Genomic DNA, 17,023 nt, shown 5'->3' with positions numbered 1-17,023 from the left:
TCTGCTCCGCGGGTATTTCACTGCTTCGAGGGTACTTCTCTGCTCCGCGGGTATTTCACTTCGGTTCGCGGGTATCTCGCTCTGCTTCGCGGGTATTTCTCTCTGCTCCGCGGGTATTTCACTCTGCTCCGCGGGTATTTCACTCTGCTCCGCGGGTAAATCTCTCTGCTCCGCGGGTATCTCTCTGCTCCGCGGGTAAATCATTCTGCTTCGCGGGTAAATCTCTCTGCTCCGCGGGTATCGCTCCATCCCCGCGGGTAAATCTCTTTGCATTAACAACAAAACCTCTTTGCAGCATAAGCAAAGAGGTTTTGTTGTTAGTTTGCTGGTAATTCGATTGTTGTTTTTTCTTTCGGTGCAACATCCATTGTTGTTACACGTTCAATATTTGCACCAAGTGATGCTAATTTGCCATGGAAGTCTACGTAACCACGGTCTAAGTGATGGAGTTTTGTCACTCGTGTTATTCCTTCAGACACAAGACCTGCTAAAATTAGGGCTGCCGCTGCTCGTAAATCTGTTGCCATAACCTCAGCTCCCTGTAGGTTTACTGGTCCTTCAATAAACACAGAACGTCCTTCGATTTTAGCACCGGCATTCATGCGACGGAACTCTTCAACGTGCATAAAACGATTTTCAAAGACTGTTTCTGTAATGATACTCGTACCTTCAGCAGTTAACATCAACGCCATCATTTGCGACTGCATATCCGTTGGGAAGCCTGGGTGTGGCATTGTTTTAATGTCTACAGCTTTTAAAGTTTGCGGTACGTGGACACGTATTCCTTCATCAAGCTCTGTAATTTCTACGCCCATTTCGCGCATTTTTGCGATTAAAGCCGTCATATGTTCAGGCACAGCATTTTCAATCGTTACATCACCCTTTGTAATCGCAGCTGCTACCATAAATGTACCTGCTTCGATACGGTCAGGAATAATATAATGCTCTGCTCCATATAATGTGTCAACGCCTTCAATACGAATCGTATTCGTACCTGCACCGATGACACGGCCACCCATACTATTAATGAAGTTTGCAAGATCTACAATTTCAGGCTCTTTTGCTGCATTTTCAATTACTGTCGTTCCTTTTGCTAAAGATGCAGCCGTCATAATATTTTCTGTTGCACCGACACTTGGGAAATCCAAATATACATTCGCACCTTGTAAACGACCCTCTACCTTCGCTTCCACATATCCGTGCCCAAATGAAATTTTTGCACCCATTGCCTCAAAACCTTTTAAATGTAATTCAATTGGACGTGAACCGATTGCACAGCCACCTGGTAAAGCAACTCGTGCAAAGCCATTTCGTGCAAGCAAAGAACCCATCACTAAAATCGATGCACGCATTTTACTGACATATTCAAATTGAGCTTCACTTGAAAGTTCTTTTGTTGCGTCTATATATACAGTATTGTCTTCTGGTATATATGTAACATCAGCGTTTAGACTTTTTAGTACTTCATTTATGGTATAAACATCTGCTAAGTTAGGGACTTCTTTAATTACATTTTCTCCTTTTGAAGCAAGTAAAGCTGCCGCCAGGATTGGTAACACTGCATTTTTTGCGCCCTCTACACGAACTTTCCCCTGTAGCTTTTGGCCGCCAGTCACTATAATTTTATCCACCTTACGTCCCTCCGAATTCAATCTCTTAACCTATCGAAAATTTATTTTAAAAAAAGATGTATAATGTCATAATAAGTAAACAAACAACTCTATAGTACAACTTTTCACACGCTCGTTCAAGCGTCCAAATCACTATTTTAAGGCATTTATTGATATTTTGCTATTTATTTATTGTACGCATTATTTTTTTTTTTGTGAATGACCAATAACACGGTAAAATATGTAAATCCCTAAGCCCTTTTTTCAAAAGTTCGTGGATACTATATTTCAGTTTCCATAGCTTATTAAACCTCTTAAGTACATATTTCAAAGGACCACATAAGTGAACTTATGGAGCCCTTCGAAATATGCACATATGAAATTACGCATCCGTTACTATATAGTTAGTTGTCACTAGCTAACTTTAAAATAAGTAAGGGAGTTTTCCAGACCAACTTGAAACTTGTAGAAAGAAATTAGAGACTGCGGTCCCTATTGCAATGCTCAACAAAATATAAATCAACTGTATTTGAAATACTTTATTTTTTTTAAATAGTTTTTCTAACATGAAGGCCTGCAAAGCGTAAAAAGTGATAGCAATAAAAAAAAGGTGCGATAGAATACCCATTAAAGCTTCTTGCCCTACTGCTTCATAAATTCCCACATCGTGTTCCTCCATTTAAAAAACGGGCAGATATTACATCTGCCCGTTAAAAATTGAATTAGATATTACCCTCATGAACGTTGATACGATTCAACGCACGTTTTAATGCTAGGTCAGCACGTTTGAAATCAATGTTATCTTGTTTGCTTTGAATTCGTCCTTCAGCGCGTTTAACGGCTTCTTTAGCACGTTGTATATCGATGTTGTCAGCAATTTCAGCAGACGGTGCTAAAATTGAGATTTTTTCTGGACGAACTTCAATGAAACCACCGCTTACTGCAACAACTTCAGTTGATCCATTGTCCTTTTTCAGCTTCACTGCACCAATTGCAAGTGGAGCTACCATTGGAATATGGCCGGCAAGAACACCAATCTCACCTGAAGTTGTTTTCGCGATTACCATTGATACTTCAGAATCGTATACCGGGCCGTCGGGAGTGACAATATTGACTGTAACTGTCTTCATATTTTTTCCTCCTCGTCCCTAGTATTAAACCTCTACGCCCATGCTTTTCGCTTTTTCAACTACTTCTTCAATAGATCCTACTAAACGGAAAGCATCTTCTGGTAGGTGATCGTATTTACCTTCAAGGATTTCCTTGAATGAACGAACTGTTTCTTTAACAGGAACGTAAGAACCTGCTTGACCAGTGAATTGTTCCGCAACGTGGAAGTTTTGAGATAAGAAGAATTGAATACGACGAGCACGTTCAACTGTTTGTTTATCTTCATCAGATAACTCATCCATACCTAAGATAGCAATGATATCTTGTAATTCACGGTAACGTTGGATTGTACGTTGTACGCCAGTTGCTACTGCGTAGTGCTCAGCGCCTACGATTTCTGGTGATAATGCACGAGAAGTCGAAGCTAATGGGTCAACCGCAGGGTAGATACCCATTTCAGATAATTTACGCTCAAGGTTAGTAGTTGCATCTAAGTGGGCGAAAGTTGTAGCTGGAGCCGGGTCAGTATAGTCATCGGCTGGTACATAGATCGCTTGAATAGAAGTTACAGATCCTTTGTTAGTAGATGTGATACGTTCTTGTAATTTACCCATTTCAGTTGCAAGTGTTGGTTGGTAACCTACCGCAGAAGGCATACGACCTAATAGGGCAGAAACCTCAGAACCTGCTTGTGTGAAACGGAAGATATTGTCGATGAATAAAAGTACGTCTGCACCTTGCTCATCACGGAAGTATTCTGCCATTGTAAGACCAGTTAAAGCTACACGCATACGTGCACCTGGTGGCTCATTCATTTGACCGAATACCATCGCTGTTTGCTTGATAACGCCTGAATCGCTCATTTCGTAGAATAAGTCGTTCCCTTCACGAGTACGCTCACCTACACCAGCGAATACAGAGATACCTGAGTGCTCTTGTGCGATGTTATTGATTAATTCTTGGATTAATACAGTTTTACCTACACCGGCACCACCGAATAGACCGATTTTACCACCTTTAATGTATGGTGCTAATAAGTCTACTACTTTGATACCTGTTTCAAGGATTTCAACTGAAGTTGAAAGTTGATCGAAAGATGGTGCTTCGCGGTGAATTGAATCACGACGTGCATCAGCTGGAATTTCTTCACCTAAGTCGATTACTTCTCCTAATACGTTGAATACACGACCAAGAGTCACTTCACCAACTGGTACTGAGATAGCTTTTCCTGAATCTGTTACTTCTGCTCCACGTTGTAAGCCATCAGTAGATGACATTGCAATTGTACGAACAGAATCATCACCTAAATGAAGTGCAACTTCTAATGCAAGAGTTGTTGGTTCTTCATTAGGACGTTCAATCTTAACTGTTAATGAGTTATAGATTGCTGGTAATTGGCCATTGTCGAATTTTACGTCAACAACCGGACCCATTACTTGAATAACTTGTCCTTTATTCATTACTGTGTACCCTCCTATCGTATTCTTATACGACATTGGTGAGCTGAGCCTATTCTAAGGCTGCAGCTCCACCAACGATTTCTGTAATTTCTTGTGTAATCGCTGCTTGACGTGCACGGTTATATTGCAATGAAAGATCTGAAATAAGGTCAGATGCGTTATCAGTTGCATTTTTCATAGCAGTCATACGAGAAGCATGTTCACTTGCTTTTCCGTCTAATAATGCACCGTAAACTAGGCTTTCCGCATATTGTGGAAGTAATACTTCAAGAATTGCTTCACCAGATGGCTCGAATTCGTAAGAAGCATTGCTGCTTGCAGGTGCAATATCAGTTAATGGAAGAAGTTTTTTCTCTGTTACTTCGCTTGCAATAGCGCTAACAAAGTGATTGTAGTACATATAAAGTTCATCATACGTACCGTCAATGAACATACCAACAGCATTACGAGCGATTTCTTTAATATCAGCGAATGATGGTTGGTCAGGAAGAGCAACAACACTGCTAATAACATTATGATCACGTTTCACAAAGTAATCACGAACAACACGACCTACTGCTAACACCACGTATTCGTCTTTTGATTTATGACGCTCGTTGATTGTACGTTGCACTTGACGTAGGATACTTGAGTTGTAAGCACCTGCTAGACCACGGTCAGAACCAATGACTAAGTAAGCTGTTTTCTTAACAGGACGGGCAGTTAACATTGGATGGCCACTGTCTTTTGTACCTGATGCGATAGCACCTACTACGTCTTGGATTTTTTCCATGTAAGGAACGTAAGCTTTAGCATTTTGCTCTGCACGACGTAACTTTGAAGAAGAAACCATCTGCATCGCTTTCGTAATTTGTTTCGTACTCTTTGTAGAATTAATACGACCTTTTATTTCGCGTAAGTTTACCACTGGTATTTCACCACCTTTTGTTTTTTAATCAAGCGACTGTCATTGTTGCTTATTCTGATTTAGCGAAAGTTTTTTTGAACGCAGTTAATGCTGCTTCGTATTCCGCATCAGGAGCAAGTTCTTTTGTAGTGCGAACATGATCTAAAACGTTTGTGTGGTTTGTATCTAACCAGCTTAAGAATTCTGATTCGAAACGAACGATATCTTGAACTGGAATATCATCTAAGTAACCTTTAGTTAATGCATAAAGGATTGCAACTTGTTTTTCAACTTTAAGTGGTTTGTTAAGGTCTTGTTTAAGAACTTCAACCGTACGTTTACCACGTTCAAGTTTAGCAAGAGTTGCTTTATCTAAATCTGAACCGAATTGAGCGAAAGATTCAAGCTCACGGAATGCAGCTAAGTCAAGACGTAGTGTACCCGCAACTTTTTTCATCGCTTTAATTTGAGCAGATCCACCTACACGTGATACAGAAAGACCGGCGTTAATCGCTGGACGTACACCTGAGTTGAATAAGTCAGATTGTAAGAAAATTTGTCCATCAGTAATTGAGATTACGTTAGTTGGGATGTATGCAGAGATATCCCCAGCTTGTGTCTCAACGAATGGAAGAGCTGTAATTGAACCATTTTGATATGTTTCATTTAACTTCGCAGCACGTTCTAATAAGCGGCTGTGTAAGTAGAAAACGTCACCAGGGTAAGCTTCACGACCTGGAGGACGGCGAAGAAGAAGTGAAAGTTCACGGTAAGCTGATGCTTGTTTAGAAAGATCATCATACACGATTAAAACGTGTTTACCTTGTAACATGAATTCTTCAGCCATAGATACACCAGCGAATGGTGCTAAGAATAATAATGGAGCTGGTTGAGAAGCAGAAGCTGTCACAACGATTGTATAATCTAAAGCGCCATGTTTACGAAGCGTTTCTACTACACCACGTACAGTAGATTCTTTTTGACCAATTGCAACATAGATACAGATCATGTTTTGGTCACCTTGGTTAAGGATTGTATCGATCGCTACAGATGTTTTACCAACTTGGCGGTCACCGATGATTAACTCACGTTGACCACGACCGATTGGTACAAGTGCGTCAATCGCTTTAATACCAGTTTGTAGTGGTTCGTGTACTGATTTACGAGCCATTACACCGAAAGCTGGGCTTTCGATTGGACGAGATTTTGTTGTGTTGATTGGACCTTGTCCGTCCACTGGTTGACCTAGTGGATTTACAACACGACCAATTAGTTCTTCACCAACTGGTACTTCCATAATACGACCTGTACGACGAACTTCATCGCCTTCTTTGATGTCTGTGTATGGACCTAAGATTACGATACCAACGTTACCTTCTTCTAGGTTTTGAGCCATACCCATAACACCGTTAGAGAACTCTAAAAGCTCTCCAGCCATGGCGTTGTCGAGGCCATGAGCAAGAGCGATACCGTCACCAATACGGATAACTGTACCAACTTCGCTTACTTTAAGTTCAGATTCATAATTCTCAATCTGTTGTTTAATCAGACTGCTGATTTCTTCAGCCTTGATGCCCATGTATGTCACCTCTCACATTTCTAAATTATTAACCGATTAATTCACGTTTTAGACGCTCTAGCTTGTTCACTACTGAGCTGTCATAAATATGGTTACCGATTTGAACACGAATACCACCTAATAATGATGGATCGATTTCGTTTGTAATGTTTAATGATTGTTTCCCAACAAGTTTAGCGAATGCTGCAGAAATTTTAGCGCTTTCTTCAGCAGAAAGTTCACGAGTTGAGAATACAGTTGCATCTGCAGAACCTTGTGCTTGTGCAGCAAGTTCAGCATATGCATTCGCAATAAGCTTCACTTCGTTTACACGCTTTTTCTCAACAAGTAGTTGAACTGTGTGTAAAACTTCTGGCGTTGCACTTGCAAAGATTTCAGCAACCATTTGTTTCTTGCGTTCGATAGAGAACTTAGGCGCATTTAAAAGTGTTAAAAAATCAGCAGATTCATTTACAACTTTTGTTAACTCGTTTAAGTCTGCCCCAACTTCAGCAAGAATATTTTTTTGTTGCGCAAGTTCAAAAAGAGCTTGAGCGTAACGCTTAGCTACAGTTGAATTACTCATTGAGCTTCCCCTGCCTTCGCAATCGTCTCTTCAATTAGAGCACGGTTGTCTGCCTCAGAAATCTCTTTGCTAAGGACTTTAGATGCTGCAAGTACAGATAATGAAACGACTTCATCACGTACAGCTGCGATTGCTTTTTCTTTTTCAGACTCGATTTCACGTAAAGCCGATTCTTTTAAGCGGTTAGCTTCGTTGCGAGCTGCTGTAAGAATTTCTTCTTTTTGCATTTCGCCTTGCTTCTTAGCACCCTCAACAATCGATTGTGCTTCCGTACGAGCTTCTTTAAGAAGACTTTTTTGTTCTTCTAAAAATTTGTGCGAATCTTTGCGCGCTTTTTCAGCTGCTTCGATTTCACTTGCTACTAATTCTTCACGTTGTTGCATGATGCCCATTAATGGACCCCAAGCGAACTTTTTAAGAAGAAGCATTAATAATAAGAAGATGACTAATGTTGAGACGATATCTCCACCATTGAATCCTCCACCTGCACCAAGTACAAGATTGTCTAAAAACACGATTGTTTCACTCCCTTCAAGAGCTTTAACTTCAACATAATAGTTTGTAATACTTTAAAAACTTACCTATTTTAAAAAGCTATATTTGCACATAGCTTTTATCAGTTCCAAAATGAAGGGCGAAGTTTCATCTGGTGAATCCTGCTTCGCCACTAGTAAAATTCAGTATACAACTGAATTATTTGTTCATTACGATGAATGCTACTACTACTGCGATGATCGGTAAGGCTTCAACTAATGCAACCCCGATGAACATAGTAGTTTGAAGAACGCCACGAGCTTCTGGTTGGCGAGCGATACCTTCAACTGTTTTTGATACGATAAGACCGTTACCAATACCTGCACCAAGTGCACCTAAACCGATTGCGATTGCTGCTGCTAATAAACCTAATGAACCTGTCATTTTAAAATTTCCTCCTTGGAATTGTTTGTTTTTTTGGTTCAAGCATAAAATTTATGCTTTATATTAATGGTCATCGCTCACTTTATGAGCCATGTAAACCATTGTTAACATTGTGAAGATAAAGGCTTGGATAAAGCCGATGAAAATAGAGAAACCTTGCCATGCCATCATAGGAACAATCGCCCCTACGAACCCCATTGGTGAAACGGCTAAACCTGCGATTAATGCAAGTAAAATTTCACCTGCATAAATGTTACCGTAAAGACGCAGACCTAATGTTAAAGTGTTTGCAAACTCTTCAATGATTTTTAACGGGAACATAAATGACATTGGTTTGAAGAATGTACCAACATAATGGCCTGTACTCTTCATTTTGATACCATAGTAATGCGATAATACTAAAATCATCGCTGCAAGAGTCATTGTAACCGTTGGGTCAGCTGTTGGCGATTTCCACCAAAGTTGATGGTCATAGACGATAGAAAATGGAAGACCTAATAAGTTAGATACTGCGATAAACATAATAAGTGTGATACCTAGAATGTGGAATCGTCCACCCGTTTTCCAGTCCATGTTGCTTTTAATGATATTCTTTACGAAATCCATAATCCATTCCATAAAGTTTTGCATACCAGTTGGTTTTAACTTTAAGTTTCTAGTTGAAATAACTGCGATTAAAAATACGATTGTAGCTGCAACTAGTAACATCATAACTGTAGATAAGTTAAATGTTAAAAATCCAATGGTTACTAACGGAGCTTCATGATTCATTGTTATTTTTCACCTCTCTTTCTAATAAAGCACATTAGTGGTTCCTTACATGAGATACAATTCTCTCGACAAAGAGAAAAACGTACGGAATCATTAGCCCTATGACCGTGCTAATTAAGTGAAAATAGTTTGGCAACGAAATGGCTATAGCAACTGCCGCTACACCTGATCCAAAACGAAGTGCTGTACCAAGTGAACCTATTTTCTTCCCTTCACTAATGGAACGATCAAACTTCTCCATACGGCGAACTAAAATCCAAAAATTATACGTACCAAAAAATGCTCCGATTGCGATGCCCGCAAAAACAGTTTGATAGGACGTAAAGCCCCAGCCTAATGCGCAAAGTGCGAGCAAAAAAAATAACGCTCTCTTCTGCACAGCAAAAATGTGATGCAAATCTAGCATTGGTTTGTAGTCTCCTGAATCATTTTTTCGAGTAAAGAAAACGTTTGCTGACCACTTTGTGAAATCAGAAAAGAGCAGTGAAAAACACTACTCACAGCGGAATAGTAATGGGGACGTCATTTGAAATTACAGGTGTAAATCCCTAATAATGCCTTACACCCCATACTTATTCGGTATGAAACCGAAACGCACAAAACGTTGCAAATCGACAGTGATGGTTTGTACTGTCAATTTAGTAGAAACTTGATATAACAAGTGTTTCAACGTCTATCAACGAATAGAAACCCTTATCATTCTTACCCTTTGTAAGCATACAATAGGTGATATTTGAAGTCAATTAGTAAAGGAGAAAAACTTCACAGCCACTATACTCTTGTCAAATTGTTGACAAATTTGTGTATAAACTTTCATAGATTCAAAAAGTTTTTTCGGAATAATGCAAAAAAAAGCTAATTTACGACATAAATATGCTCGTAAATTAGCGACGCATTTACTATTAGTTCTATTTACTCATTTTTTGAACTCAGAATGGTGTATTACTTGCTTTTTTGTAAAAAATCTAAGAGCGCTTCCACAATACGCTGTGAAGCATGCCCATCTCCATAAGGATTAGAGGCTTTTGCCATAGCTTCGTATGCTTCTTTATCCTCTAGTAATTCTTTTGCTAGAGAATAAATCGTTTCCTCTTCTGTACCTGCTAGTTTCAAAGTTCCCGCAGCAATACCTTCTGGACGCTCTGTTGTATCACGTAGCACTAAAACTGGCTTGCCTAATGATGGTGCTTCCTCTTGTACACCGCCAGAATCCGTTAAAATCATATACGAATTGGCAGCGAAGTTATGGAAATCAAACACTTCAAGCGGTTCAATTAAATGCACACGTTTATTATCACCTAATATTTCGTTGGCAATTTCTCGAACAGCTGGATTCATATGCACAGGATATACAACCTGAACATCCTCATGCTCCGCCAGCAGTCGAGTAATTGCTCGGAACATATGGCGCATTGGTTCGCCTAGATTTTCACGACGATGTGCTGTTAATAAGATCATGCGGTCATTTGCTATTTTCTCTAACACTGGATGTGTATAATGTTCACTCACCGTTGTAGCTAATGCATCAATAGCTGTATTGCCCGTTACATAAATCGTATTTGGATTTTTATTTTCGTCCAATAGGTTTTTCTTGGATACTTCAGTTGGCGCGAAGTGTAAATCGGCCATGACACCTGTCAACTGACGATTCATTTCCTCTGGATAAGGCGAATATTTATTCCATGTACGTAAACCCGCTTCAACATGACCAATGGCAATTTGATTATAGAATGCTGCTAAACTTGCAATGAATGTTGTAGCCGTATCGCCATGCACTAAGACAATATCAGGTTGCGCTTCTTTCATAACTTTATCTAAACCTTGTAAAGCATTTGTTGTCACATCAATCAGTGTTTGACGATCCTTCATAATATTTAAATCGTAGTCTGGTGTGATCTTAAATGTTTCTAATACTTGGTCAAGCATTTGGCGATGTTGTGCTGTTACAGTCACAATTGATTCCACTTGCTCGGGATGCTTTTGTAATTCCAATACAAGCGGGGCCATTTTAATCGCCTCTGGTCTTGTACCGAAAATCGTCATCACTTTCCATTTTTTCGTCAAAACGATTTGCACCGTCCTTTGGTTATATTGTACGTTTAAAAGCAATGCCACTTCTTCACCTTAAAGTGCAAGTTCGGGGGGCGAATTGCCTAAACATACTATGAAACGTCCTTCAGTACTGAAGGACGCTTTCAAGTGCTATAAAGTTGCTGTTTATAAAACGATATTACTTCGTAAGCAATACGCGCAATATATTATTTTGTACCGAATAGACGGTCTCCAGCATCGCCTAAACCAGGAACAATGTAGCCATGGTCATTTAACTTTTCGTCAAGTGCTGCAATATAGATATCCACATCAGGATGTTCGTCTTGAATCACTTTTACACCTTCAGGCGCAGCAATTAAACACATAAATTTAATGCTTTTCGCACCACGTTTTTTCAGTGAGTTGATAGCTTCCACTGCTGAACCACCCGTAGCAAGCATTGGGTCTACAATAATGAAGTCACGTTCTTCAACATCTGCAGGCAATTTTGCATAGTACTCAACAGGTTTTAATGTTTCTGGGTCACGATAAAGACCGATATGTCCAACTTTAGCAGCTGGAATAAGTTTTAATACACCGTCTACCATGCCGATTCCTGCGCGTAAAATCGGTACGATGGCAAGTTTTTTCCCAGAAAGAACTTTTGTTTTTGCAATGGTTACAGGTGTTTCAATTTCAATTTCTTCTACAGGCATATCTCGCGTAATTTCAAATGCCATTAATGTTGCTACCTCATCAACTAGCTCACGAAATTCTTTAGTTCCTGTATTTTTATCACGAATATAAGTTAACTTGTGTTGGATTAGTGGATGATCAAATACGTATACTTTGCTCAAAGGGGTTCTCTCCTAACCGTTCGGATTGATTTTTATCTCAACTAGTATAACAGAAAATATCAACTGTCTCAAAATTAAATTCGAGATATGCCCTTTTCTAGAGTGTTTGCTACATATACAAGCTAATTATACATCAAGTATAGTATCAAGTTGTTCAATGGACATTGGTTTATAATAGAAGTAACCTTGTCCGACTGTACAACCTAGCGCTCGTAAAATCTCAACCTGTTCCTCATTTTCTATTCCCTCCGCAACAGATGTCATGCCTAAATTTAAAGCTAGCTGAATGATGGAACGTACAATGGCTAATGTTGCCGCATCTTTTATGTCATTAATAAAACTGCGATCAATTTTTAACTCTGTGAACGGTAATCGTTGCAAATAGCTAAGCGAGGAAAAGCCTGTCCCGAAATCATCCACCGATGTTTGAAAGCCATAGCTTTTTAATTCTTTGATAATGGTGAATGCGGTTTGGAAATCGACTAAACCGATATTTTCAGTTACCTCTAAAATAATATTGCTTGGATTAATTTTATATTTTTCAACAAGCTGGCGGATATCCCTTACAAAATGAAGATAGTAAAAATGATCTGGCGAAATATTGACTGCAACCTTCACCAGCTTCTTGCCTAATTGTTGCCGCTCTGCTAGCCACGCAAGTACTATCTCTAAAATTTGACTATCAATTTCACGAACCTTACCTGCATTTTCTGCAACTGGTATAAACATAGCTGGCGATACAAAGCCGAGAATAGGTGAATGCCAACGAGCTAAAGCTTCAATACTTTGAATTTCACCCGTTCGTAAGTCTACTTTTGGTTGTAGATTTACAGAAATTTCTTTATTTTTAAGTGCTTGTGATAAATGATTTAGAACAGTCATTTGTTGCTCTAATAAATCGTTGCGTTCCTTTGTGAATATTTCCATATGTGTGCCTGGTTTGTTAGCTGCATAAGATAGTGCATTATCAGCAAATCTGATGGCATCAGCAATTTTTATTGCTTTATCAAAATAAGAAATTCCAGTTTTTAACGTAATATAAATGTGCTTACCATTTATTATAAAGGGCTGGCGTGTTAATTCTTTGATGCGTTGTTCATAGTCACTGAATTCTTCTTTATGTGTTACTTGAGAAATAATAAGACTCGAACTTGTAAATCGAGCAATATATTCATTAATTTCGGTTTTATGTTCTTGGAGGCGTCGAGCAACTTGCCTTAATAACTCGTCGCCCGCTTCTCGACCGTATAATTCAACGACTTGATGGAATTCACTAGGTTGTATTATTTTGATAAAGCCAATATGCCCTCGTTGTTCTTCCTGTTCAATCTTATTTAAAAAACTATGCCGATTCGGCAAACCCGTTGTAATATCCTTATATGCTAAATCCCATATCCTTCTTTGTGTTTTTGCATACGTAAACGCTAATGCAACAAGTGCACCTATTTTTTCAAACAACTTATTAAATAATGTACTTTCGCTTGAATATTGCGAAAATATCATAAACAAGCCAATCGCTTGTTGCTTCTGATTACGAATAGGGACAAACCATCCAATTTGTTTATTTGTTGTATTGGCAAAACGTTTAAACTCTATTGGAATAGCAATATATTCTAAGTTATTTGTTATTATCGTTGCTCCCTGTTGCATCACCTGTCTATAAAAGTCGTTCATCTCGCAAAATTGTGGTACATGGTCACGCATCCTATTAGAAGTAAACACTTGAAGTTGATTGGATTCTGTTTTAATAAGTATTGTACTAAATACAAATGGAATAAAAAATTCATCTATGCCGCTACAAATAGTGTCCATTTTTTTGAAAAATGGCTCGTCTTTTTCTATCGCTTCGTAGATGGCTCTCTCTAATTGCATTATAAAATCTTCTGTATGATAATACGTTATATCCTTCACAAGTACTAACACAAATAAAGTTTCATTATTATGACTTTGAAAAGGAAGGGTCTGCATCTCGGCCCAAAATGGCGGCTTTTCAAAGCGATGGTGATGCAACTTTGCTGTCACCATTGCTCCACTATGTATTTTCTCTTTTATCATTTCAACTGTTGTCGTTTGTAACTGATTTGAAAGCATCTCAAAATAATCTTTTTTGAAAATCTCCGTATGACTTGCATTTATTAGCATGCAAAAAGATTCATTGCATTCTAGTATACTGTTTGTTTTAGCATCTAAAATAACGTAGCTTTCTTTTGATTGTTGACCTAAGTTACGAATTGTCGTTAATAATATACTATTGCGTATATCCATAGATTTAGTAACCATCCAACCCCTCCCATCTCTATCCACCAACTATAACTTCATTATATATTGTACATAAAAATTCATTAAATTGTCACTTTTATAAAAAATATTATCCTTTTCAGGACATTAGTTGTCCTTAGTGAATACAATATACCCTTTTATTATATATTTATGTAAAGAAACCCAAAAATAAGATAATTTTATTTTTTGGGTAGCAAAAAAGTGATTATTGCAGTGCCATATATATAAACAAAAAGGCCATGGCTAAAGTGAACTTTACACTTTAGTCACAGCCTTTTCTCAATAATGATTATGCGTATAATGGATGTTTGTCAGTTAAAGCTTTTACGCGCTCTTTTGCTTCAGCTTTCACTGCTTCATCTTCAGGGTTTTTAAGTACAGTTGCAATAATCGCGCCGACTTCTTTCATATCTTCTTCTTTAAAGCCGCGAGATGTTACAGCAGGTGTACCGATACGGATACCAGAAGTAACAAATGGAGATTCTGTATCGTAAGGGATTGTGTTTTTGTTTGTTGTAATACCTACTTCATCTAGTGCGTGCTCTGCTACTTTACCAGTTAAGCCAAGAGATTTTACGTTTAATAGTAATAAGTGATTATCTGTACCACCCGAAACGATCTCTACACCTTCAGCGATTAGCACGTCTGCTAAAGCGCGGGCATTTGCTTTAATTTGTTTTGCGTATTCTTTGAACTCAGGTTGTAAAGCTTCGCCAAATGCTACTGCTTTTGCAGCGATTACGTGCATTAATGGTCCGCCTTGGATACCTGGGAATACAGATTTATTTAATTTTTGCTCCCATTCTTTTGATGCAAGAATTAAACCACCACGTGGGCCACGTAATGTTTTGTGTGTAGTCGATGTAACAAAATCAGCGTAAGGAATTGGTGATTGGTGCTCTCCAGCAGCTACAAGACCTGCGATGTGCGCCATATCAACCATAAAGTAAGCTCCTACTTCATCGGCAATTTCACGGAATTTAGAGAAATCAATTTCGCGTGGATATGCAGATGCACCAGCTACTATTAGTTTTGGTTTATGTGCTAATGCTTTTTGACGAACATCTTCGTAGTCAATTACATGTGTATCTTCTGTTACACCGTATTCAACGAAATTGTAAAGAATACCTGAGAAGTTTACAGGAGATCCATGTGTTAAGTGACCGCCATGAGATAGGTTCATCCCTAGCACTGTATCGCCTGGTTCTAAAATTGTATGGTATACAGCCATATTCGCTTGTGCACCAGAGTGTGGTTGTACGTTAGCATATTCTGCACCGAAGATTTCTTTCACACGGTCACGTGCAATATCTTCAACTACGTCTACGTGCTCACAGCCACCATAGTAACGTTTTCCCGGATAACCTTCAGCATATTTGTTAGTAAGAACTGAACCTTGTGCTTCCATTACTGCTTCAGATACAAAGTTTTCAGATGCAATTAACTCGATATTCGCTTGTTGACGTTTTTTCTCTGCTAAAATCCCATCTAATACTGCTTTGTCTTGTACTGCTAATTTTTCGTATGCCATGTTTGAAAAAGCCTCCTAAGTATTATCGTTATTTACCTGTACCTCTGACAACAGAAGTAGTGTTATTTATATACAGCACGTTCGCCACCAATTAGCTTTGGACGTGTTGTTGCTACTGTGACAATTGCTTCCCCTACTGTTCGCACGGATGTACGAACTGGAACAGCTACTTCCTTTAAATGCATACCAATTAACGTTTGTCCTATGTCAATACCTGCATGTGCACGTATTGCCTCTACAACAACTGGATTTTCCAATTTTGTATACGCATAAGCTGACATTGACCCGCCTGCAGTACGAACAGGTATGACTGCTACTGGTTCATAGCCAAACTGTTCTGCAACTGAAGCTTCCATCGTAATTGCACGATTGATATGCTCACAGCCTTGGAATGCTAGATATAGCTGATGTTTCTTTGCAAATGCTTGCAACGGCTCAAAAATCGCTTGTGCTGTTTCCAGCGCACCCGCTGTGCCAATTTTCTGACCAATCACTTCAGACGTAGAGCAGCCTACGACAAAAATAGTCTTTGGTCGCAACACTACTTGCTCTTCGAAATCACTGAGTAACTGAGTCAATTGCGTTTGTATTTGTTGCACAACCATTAAGCTCAGCCCCTTTTATTGATGTCTTTTCCTTACGCTAAGCCGTACAATGGCATAGGGCAAAGTGACAGCACATGCTGCCACTGCCTATTCGCTATTGTGATCACGACTGAAAGAGCGCATTGTTTATTGTTCTAATTCAGCGATTTTTTCTACGCGGCGTGTATGACGACCGCCTTCAAAATCTGTTTCAAGCCATGTTTTAGCGATTTCACGTGCAAGGCCAGGACCAATTACGCGCTCACCCATTGCTAAAATATTTGAATCATTATGGCAACGAGTTGCCTTTGCACTAAATACATCGTGTACTAAAGCACAACGAATACCTTTTACTTTGTTCGCAGCGATGGACATGCCAATCCCTGTTCCACAAATTAAAATGCCTTTATCAAATTCCCCGCTAGCAACACCTTCAGAAACTGGCTTTGCATAATCAGGATAGTCTACTGAATCCGCAGATTGTGGACCAAAATCTTCGTAGCTAATATTTAGCTCATCTAACAGTTGCATAATCTCACGACGTAAATTATTGCCTCCGTGATCAGAAGAAATTGCTATTCTCACTGGGTTCCCTCATTTCGAAATATAGTCAACATTAGTTTACCACTTCTCTCCCTAGAATAACATGATTTTTGTTGCATTTTTATGCTGATTTCTCCTAAAAGACGAACGTTTCTTGTAAGTTGATTAAAAAACGTTCATTTTTAGGTCTTTTTTTTGTGGATAATGTGAATATCCTGTTAATAAATTCGGATAATGGTCTTTTGTTATAATATTCCCTCTACTGAAGTTTCTCTGCTTTTTCTATTACAGTGGACAT

General features: G+C 38.9%; 18 protein-coding genes. All 18 read right to left on the bottom strand.

The features are described 5' to 3' along the window. The coding region (locus tag C9J37_RS29075; protein WP_235617179.1) for a hypothetical protein at positions 1–273 on the bottom strand (273 nt) is incomplete at its 3' end. 44 nt (positions 274–317) lie between these two features. Further along, a complete protein-coding gene (gene murA / locus C9J37_RS19565) occupies positions 318–1,631 on the bottom strand; it encodes a UDP-N-acetylglucosamine 1-carboxyvinyltransferase (protein WP_107896708.1) in 1,314 nt (437 codons plus the stop codon). A 403-nt stretch (positions 1,632–2,034) separates the two neighbouring features. Further along, positions 2,035–2,274, bottom strand: a complete 240-nt coding sequence (locus tag C9J37_RS19560; protein WP_024362908.1) for a DUF1146 family protein — start codon at positions 2,272–2,274, stop codon at positions 2,035–2,037. Between the two features lie 58 nt (positions 2,275–2,332). Then, on the bottom strand, positions 2,333–2,740 hold the full coding sequence (locus C9J37_RS19555) for a F0F1 ATP synthase subunit epsilon (protein ID WP_107896707.1): 408 nt from the start codon (positions 2,738–2,740) through the stop codon (positions 2,333–2,335). Between the two features lie 24 nt (positions 2,741–2,764). Next, positions 2,765–4,180, bottom strand: coding sequence for a F0F1 ATP synthase subunit beta (gene atpD, locus C9J37_RS19550; RefSeq protein ID WP_107896706.1), 1,416 nt, complete (start codon positions 4,178–4,180; stop codon positions 2,765–2,767). A 49-nt stretch (positions 4,181–4,229) separates the two neighbouring features. Next, complete coding sequence (atpG, locus tag C9J37_RS19545; RefSeq protein ID WP_107896705.1) at positions 4,230–5,087, bottom strand: ATP synthase F1 subunit gamma; 858 nt, start codon at positions 5,085–5,087, stop codon at positions 4,230–4,232. A 49-nt stretch (positions 5,088–5,136) separates the two neighbouring features. After that, positions 5,137–6,645 carry a F0F1 ATP synthase subunit alpha gene (atpA, locus tag C9J37_RS19540; RefSeq protein ID WP_107896704.1) on the bottom strand — a complete coding sequence of 503 codons (1,509 nt, stop codon included), beginning with the start codon at positions 6,643–6,645 and terminating at the stop codon, positions 5,137–5,139. A gap of 28 nt (positions 6,646–6,673) precedes the next feature. Next, on the bottom strand, positions 6,674–7,210 hold the full coding sequence (locus C9J37_RS19535; RefSeq protein ID WP_107896703.1) for a F0F1 ATP synthase subunit delta: 537 nt from the start codon (positions 7,208–7,210) through the stop codon (positions 6,674–6,676). Beyond that, on the bottom strand, positions 7,207–7,725 hold the full coding sequence (gene atpF, locus C9J37_RS19530; protein ID WP_107896702.1) for a F0F1 ATP synthase subunit B: 519 nt from the start codon (positions 7,723–7,725) through the stop codon (positions 7,207–7,209). The genes C9J37_RS19535 and atpF overlap by 4 nt, the downstream gene beginning before the upstream one ends. A gap of 178 nt (positions 7,726–7,903) precedes the next feature. Beyond that, positions 7,904–8,128, bottom strand: coding sequence for a F0F1 ATP synthase subunit C (atpE, locus tag C9J37_RS19525; protein WP_004269474.1), 225 nt, complete (start codon positions 8,126–8,128; stop codon positions 7,904–7,906). Positions 8,129–8,191: 63 nt separating this feature from the next. Further along, positions 8,192–8,899, bottom strand: a complete 708-nt coding sequence (gene atpB, locus C9J37_RS19520; protein ID WP_107896701.1) for a F0F1 ATP synthase subunit A — start codon at positions 8,897–8,899, stop codon at positions 8,192–8,194. A 34-nt stretch (positions 8,900–8,933) separates the two neighbouring features. Beyond that, positions 8,934–9,305, bottom strand: a complete 372-nt coding sequence (locus tag C9J37_RS19515; protein ID WP_024362900.1) for an ATP synthase subunit I — start codon at positions 9,303–9,305, stop codon at positions 8,934–8,936. Between the two features lie 536 nt (positions 9,306–9,841). Continuing rightward, complete coding sequence (wecB, locus tag C9J37_RS19510; protein ID WP_024362899.1) at positions 9,842–10,963, bottom strand: non-hydrolyzing UDP-N-acetylglucosamine 2-epimerase; 1,122 nt, start codon at positions 10,961–10,963, stop codon at positions 9,842–9,844. 194 nt (positions 10,964–11,157) lie between these two features. Then, complete coding sequence (gene upp, locus C9J37_RS19505) at positions 11,158–11,787, bottom strand: uracil phosphoribosyltransferase (protein WP_024362898.1); 630 nt, start codon at positions 11,785–11,787, stop codon at positions 11,158–11,160. A gap of 126 nt (positions 11,788–11,913) precedes the next feature. Further along, complete coding sequence (locus C9J37_RS19500) at positions 11,914–14,067, bottom strand: EAL domain-containing protein (protein WP_107896700.1); 2,154 nt, start codon at positions 14,065–14,067, stop codon at positions 11,914–11,916. Positions 14,068–14,356: 289 nt separating this feature from the next. Continuing rightward, positions 14,357–15,598 carry a serine hydroxymethyltransferase gene (gene glyA, locus C9J37_RS19495; protein WP_107896699.1) on the bottom strand — a complete coding sequence of 414 codons (1,242 nt, stop codon included), beginning with the start codon at positions 15,596–15,598 and terminating at the stop codon, positions 14,357–14,359. A gap of 62 nt (positions 15,599–15,660) precedes the next feature. Continuing rightward, entirely contained in the window at positions 15,661–16,203 is a 543-nt protein-coding gene (locus C9J37_RS19490) for a TIGR01440 family protein (protein ID WP_024362895.1), read from the bottom strand. Between the two features lie 126 nt (positions 16,204–16,329). Beyond that, positions 16,330–16,767, bottom strand: a complete 438-nt coding sequence (gene rpiB / locus C9J37_RS19485; protein ID WP_024362894.1) for a ribose 5-phosphate isomerase B — start codon at positions 16,765–16,767, stop codon at positions 16,330–16,332. Positions 16,768–17,023: the final 256 nt, after the last annotated feature.

Origin of the sequence: Lysinibacillus mangiferihumi (genome assembly GCF_003049665.1) — a bacterium.
GTDB classification, from domain to species: domain Bacteria; phylum Bacillota; class Bacilli; order Bacillales_A; family Planococcaceae; genus Lysinibacillus; species Lysinibacillus mangiferihumi.
This window is presented reverse-complemented; position numbering and strand designations above follow the sequence as displayed.